We start from the raw sequence: 5,615 nt of genomic DNA on the forward strand, positions 1-5,615 counted from the left end.
AACCCCTACCTGCGTCAGCAGATAGGGGTTTCGGAATTTAATCTTGACGATGACCTACTCTCACATGGGGAAACCCCACACTACCATCGGCGATGCATCGTTTCACTGCTGAGTTCGGGATGGGATCAGGTGGTTCCAATGCTCTATGGTCGTCAAGAAATTCGGTAGCCAGCGCGTGCCTTGCGGTCACGTTCCAGCGAATGGGTATGTGATAGCTTTTCGGTGTTTTGTGACGTTCGAACTTTCGGTTCGTTTCGTCTTCACACACCGCAATCTGGTGCTCGTTCGCTTTTCAGCTCGAAGCAAGCAAATTGCTTGGGTGTTATATGGTCAAGCCTCACGGGCAATTAGTACAGGTTAGCTCAACGCCTCACAGCGCTTACACACCCTGCCTATCAACGTCGTAGTCTTCGACGGCCCTTCAGGGGACTCAAGGTCCCAGTGAGATCTCATCTTGAGGCAAGTTTCCCGCTTAGATGCTTTCAGCGGTTATCTTTCCCGAACATAGCTACCCGGCAATGCCACTGGCGTGACAACCGGAACACCAGAGGTTCGTCCACTCCGGTCCTCTCGTACTAGGAGCAGCCCCTCTCAAATCTCAAACGTCCACGGCAGATAGGGACCGAACTGTCTCACGACGTTCTAAACCCAGCTCGCGTACCACTTTAAATGGCGAACAGCCATACCCTTGGGACCGGCTTCAGCCCCAGGATGTGATGAGCCGACATCGAGGTGCCAAACACCGCCGTCGATATGAACTCTTGGGCGGTATCAGCCTGTTATCCCCGGAGTACCTTTTATCCGTTGAGCGATGGCCCTTCCATACAGAACCACCGGATCACTAAGACCTACTTTCGTACCTGCTCGACGTGTCTGTCTCGCAGTCAAGCGCGCTTTTGCCTTTATACTCTACGACCGATTTCCGACCGGTCTGAGCGCACCTTCGTACTCCTCCGTTACTCTTTAGGAGGAGACCGCCCCAGTCAAACTACCCACCATACACTGTCCTCGATCCGGATAACGGACCTGAGTTAGAACCTCAAAGTTGCCAGGGTGGTATTTCAAGGATGGCTCCACGCGAACTGGCGTCCACGCTTCAAAGCCTCCCACCTATCCTACACAAGCAAATTCAAAGTCCAGTGCAAAGCTATAGTAAAGGTTCACGGGGTCTTTCCGTCTAGCCGCGGATACACTGCATCTTCACAGCGATTTCAATTTCACTGAGTCTCGGGTGGAGACAGCGCCGCCATCGTTACGCCATTCGTGCAGGTCGGAACTTACCCGACAAGGAATTTCGCTACCTTAGGACCGTTATAGTTACGGCCGCCGTTTACCGGGGCTTCGATCAAGAGCTTCGCGTTAGCTAACCCCATCAATTAACCTTCCGGCACCGGGCAGGCGTCACACCCTATACGTCCACTTTCGTGTTTGCAGAGTGCTGTGTTTTTAATAAACAGTCGCAGCGGCCTGGTATCTTCGACCGGCGTGGGCTTACGCAGCAAGTGCTTCACCCTCACCGGCGCACCTTCTCCCGAAGTTACGGTGCCATTTTGCCTAGTTCCTTCACCCGAGTTCTCTCAAGCGCCTTGGTATTCTCTACCCAACCACCTGTGTCGGTTTGGGGTACGGTTCCTGGTTACCTGAAGCTTAGAAGCTTTTCTTGGAAGCATGGCATCAACCACTTCGTCACCCAAAGGGTAACTCGTCATCAGCTCTCGGCCTTGGAATCCCGGATTTACCTAAGATTCCAGCCTACCACCTTAAACTTGGACAACCAACGCCAAGCTGGCCTAGCCTTCTCCGTCCCTCCATCGCAATAACCAGAAGTACAGGAATATTAACCTGTTTTCCATCGACTACGCTTTTCAGCCTCGCCTTAGGGACCGACTAACCCTGCGTCGATTAACGTTGCGCAGGAAACCTTGGTCTTTCGGCGTGGGTGTTTTTCACACCCATTGTCGTTACTCATGTCAGCATTCGCACTTCTGATACCTCCAGCAAGCTTCTCAACTCACCTTCACAGGCTTACAGAACGCTCCTCTACCGCATCACCTAAGTGATACCCGTAGCTTCGGTGTATGGTTTGAGCCCCGTTACATCTTCCGCGCAGGCCGACTCGACTAGTGAGCTATTACGCTTTCTTTAAAGGGTGGCTGCTTCTAAGCCAACCTCCTAGCTGTCTAAGCCTTCCCACATCGTTTCCCACTTAACCATAACTTTGGGACCTTAGCTGACGGTCTGGGTTGTTTCCCTTTTCACGACGGACGTTAGCACCCGCCGTGTGTCTCCCATGCTCGGCACTTGTAGGTATTCGGAGTTTGCATCGGTTTGGTAAGTCGGGATGACCCCCTAGCCGAAACAGTGCTCTACCCCCTACAGTGATACATGAGGCGCTACCTAAATAGCTTTCGAGGAGAACCAGCTATCTCCGAGCTTGATTAGCCTTTCACTCCGATCCACAGGTCATCCGCTAACTTTTCAACGGTAGTCGGTTCGGTCCTCCAGTTAGTGTTACCCAACCTTCAACCTGCCCATGGATAGATCGCCCGGTTTCGGGTCTATTCCCAGCGACTAGACGCCCTATTAAGACTCGCTTTCGCTACGCCTCCCCTATTCGGTTAAGCTCGCCACTGAAAATAAGTCGCTGACCCATTATACAAAAGGTACGCAGTCACCCAACAAAGTGGGCTCCCACTGCTTGTACGCATACGGTTTCAGGATCTATTTCACTCCCCTCTCCGGGGTTCTTTTCGCCTTTCCCTCACGGTACTAGTTCACTATCGGTCAGTCAGTAGTATTTAGCCTTGGAGGATGGTCCCCCCATATTCAGACAAAGTTTCTCGTGCTCCGTCCTACTCGATTTCACTTCTAAGATCCTTTCGCGTACAGGGCTATCACCCACTATGGCCGCACTTTCCAGAGCGTTCCGCTAAAATCAAAGAAGCTTAAGGGCTAGTCCCCGTTCGCTCGCCACTACTAAGGGAATCTCGGTTGATTTCTTTTCCTCAGGGTACTTAGATGTTTCAGTTCCCCTGGTTCGCCTCTTGCACCTATGTATTCAGTACAAGATAACCATCTTATGATGGCTGGGTTCCCCCATTCAGACATCTCCGGATCAAAGTCTGTTTGCCGACTCCCCGAAGCTTTTCGCAGGCTACCACGTCTTTCATCGCCTCTGACTGCCAAGGCATCCACCGTATGCGCTTCTTCACTTGACCATATAACCCCAAGCAATCTGGTTATACTGTGAAGACGACATTCGCCGAAAATTCGAATTTCTCAACTAAGAGAACTCACAAATTTTACCTTAGCCTGATCCGTTACCAGTGAAAGTAACGTCCAGTCTATCTTTCTATCACATACCCAAATTTTTAAAGAACGATCTAATCAAAAGACTAGAAATCAACATTCATCATCACCGTGATGGAATGCTCATTTCTAAGCTTTCAGAAGCAGTTTATGGTGGAGCCAAGCGGGATCGAACCGCTGACCTCCTGCGTGCAAGGCAGGCGCTCTCCCAGCTGAGCTATGGCCCCATAACAAAATTGGTGGGTCTGGGCAGATTCGAACTGCCGACCTCACCCTTATCAGGGGTGCGCTCTAACCAACTGAGCTACAGACCCAATTTCGAGCTTGTAACTGTTAGCGTGAGCTATCAGCTTGGAGCTTAAAGCTGCTTCTATCGTCTTCTTCAATGAATCAAGCAATTCGTGTGGGAGCTCATGAAGCAGCTGCGGTCGTCGATTAAGGAGGTGATCCAGCCGCAGGTTCCCCTACGGCTACCTTGTTACGACTTCACCCCAGTCATGAATCACACCGTGGTAACCGTCCTCCCGAAGGTTAGACTAGCTACTTCTGGTGCAACCCACTCCCATGGTGTGACGGGCGGTGTGTACAAGGCCCGGGAACGTATTCACCGCGACATTCTGATTCGCGATTACTAGCGATTCCGACTTCACGCAGTCGAGTTGCAGACTGCGATCCGGACTACGATCGGTTTTGTGGGATTAGCTCCACCTCGCGGCTTGGCAACCCTCTGTACCGACCATTGTAGCACGTGTGTAGCCCAGGCCGTAAGGGCCATGATGACTTGACGTCATCCCCACCTTCCTCCGGTTTGTCACCGGCAGTCTCCTTAGAGTGCCCACCATAACGTGCTGGTAACTAAGGACAAGGGTTGCGCTCGTTACGGGACTTAACCCAACATCTCACGACACGAGCTGACGACAGCCATGCAGCACCTGTCTCAATGTTCCCGAAGGCACCCATCCATCTCTGGAAAGTTCATTGGATGTCAAGGCCTGGTAAGGTTCTTCGCGTTGCTTCGAATTAAACCACATGCTCCACCGCTTGTGCGGGCCCCCGTCAATTCATTTGAGTTTTAACCTTGCGGCCGTACTCCCCAGGCGGTCAACTTAATGCGTTAGCTGCGCCACTAAGAGCTCAAGGCTCCCAACGGCTAGTTGACATCGTTTACGGCGTGGACTACCAGGGTATCTAATCCTGTTTGCTCCCCACGCTTTCGCACCTCAGTGTCAGTATCAGTCCAGGTGGTCGCCTTCGCCACTGGTGTTCCTTCCTATATCTACGCATTTCACCGCTACACAGGAAATTCCACCACCCTCTACCATACTCTAGCTCGACAGTTTTGAATGCAGTTCCCAGGTTGAGCCCGGGGATTTCACATCCAACTTAACGAACCACCTACGCGCGCTTTACGCCCAGTAATTCCGATTAACGCTTGCACCCTCTGTATTACCGCGGCTGCTGGCACAGAGTTAGCCGGTGCTTATTCTGTCGGTAACGTCAAAACACTAACGTATTAGGTTAATGCCCTTCCTCCCAACTTAAAGTGCTTTACAATCCGAAGACCTTCTTCACACACGCGGCATGGCTGGATCAGGCTTTCGCCCATTGTCCAATATTCCCCACTGCTGCCTCCCGTAGGAGTCTGGACCGTGTCTCAGTTCCAGTGTGACTGATCATCCTCTCAGACCAGTTACGGATCGTCGCCTTGGTGAGCCATTACCCCACCAACTAGCTAATCCGACCTAGGCTCATCTGATAGCGCAAGGCCCGAAGGTCCCCTGCTTTCTCCCGTAGGACGTATGCGGTATTAGCGTCCGTTTCCGAGCGTTATCCCCCACTACCAGGCAGATTCCTAGGCATTACTCACCCGTCCGCCGCTCTCAAGAGGTGCAAGCACCTCTCTACCGCTCGACTTGCATGTGTTAGGCCTGCCGCCAGCGTTCAATCTGAGCCATGATCAAACTCTTCAGTTCAAACATCTTTGGGTTTTGAGAAAACCCTAAACTTGGCTCAGCAATCGTTGGTTACATCTTTGATTTCTCGCGGAGTAACTTGTGATGCTGATAATCTGTTGAMTAGCAGTCTGAYYMCACAAGCACCCACACGMATTGCTTGATTCAGTTGTTAAAGAGYGGTGGGTTGATTCTTTCGTCTCAACCGAGGCGCGCATTCTACAGCGCCTGGTGTTGCTGTCAAGCGGTTATTTTCAGAAGTTTTCAAAGTTTCGCTTCGGAAACATCAACAACTTCAACCACTTGCGCTTCCGATCTCTCGTTAGCGGGAGGCGAATTCTACAGCGTTACTCG

Annotated in this window: 2 tRNA genes and 3 rRNA genes; all 5 read right to left on the reverse strand. The window is 51.7% G+C overall.

Annotated features, from left to right (window positions below):
• Positions 1-41 precede the first annotated feature (41 nt).
• The 5 genes from rrf to AD663_RS27965 all read right to left on the reverse strand — a co-directional run bounded on the left by rrf (position 42) and on the right by AD663_RS27965 (position 5,282).
• Positions 42-157: ribosomal RNA gene (rrf, locus tag AD663_RS27945) — 5S ribosomal RNA — on the reverse strand.
• A gap of 169 nt (positions 158-326) precedes the next feature.
• Positions 327-3,218 (reverse strand): 23S ribosomal RNA (locus tag AD663_RS27950).
• Between the two features lie 242 nt (positions 3,219-3,460).
• Positions 3,461-3,536 (reverse strand) — tRNA-Ala (locus AD663_RS27955).
• Between the two features lie 10 nt (positions 3,537-3,546).
• Positions 3,547-3,623 (reverse strand) — tRNA-Ile (locus tag AD663_RS27960).
• 122 nt (positions 3,624-3,745) lie between these two features.
• Positions 3,746-5,282, reverse strand: a 16S ribosomal RNA gene (locus tag AD663_RS27965).
• The 16S, 23S and 5S rRNA genes sit together here with 2 tRNA genes alongside, the layout of an rRNA operon.
• Positions 5,283-5,615 lie beyond the last annotated feature (333 nt).

This window comes from Pseudomonas sp. Q12-87, from assembly GCF_001269755.1.
Lineage (GTDB): Bacteria > Pseudomonadota > Gammaproteobacteria > Pseudomonadales > Pseudomonadaceae > Aquipseudomonas > Aquipseudomonas fluorescens_S.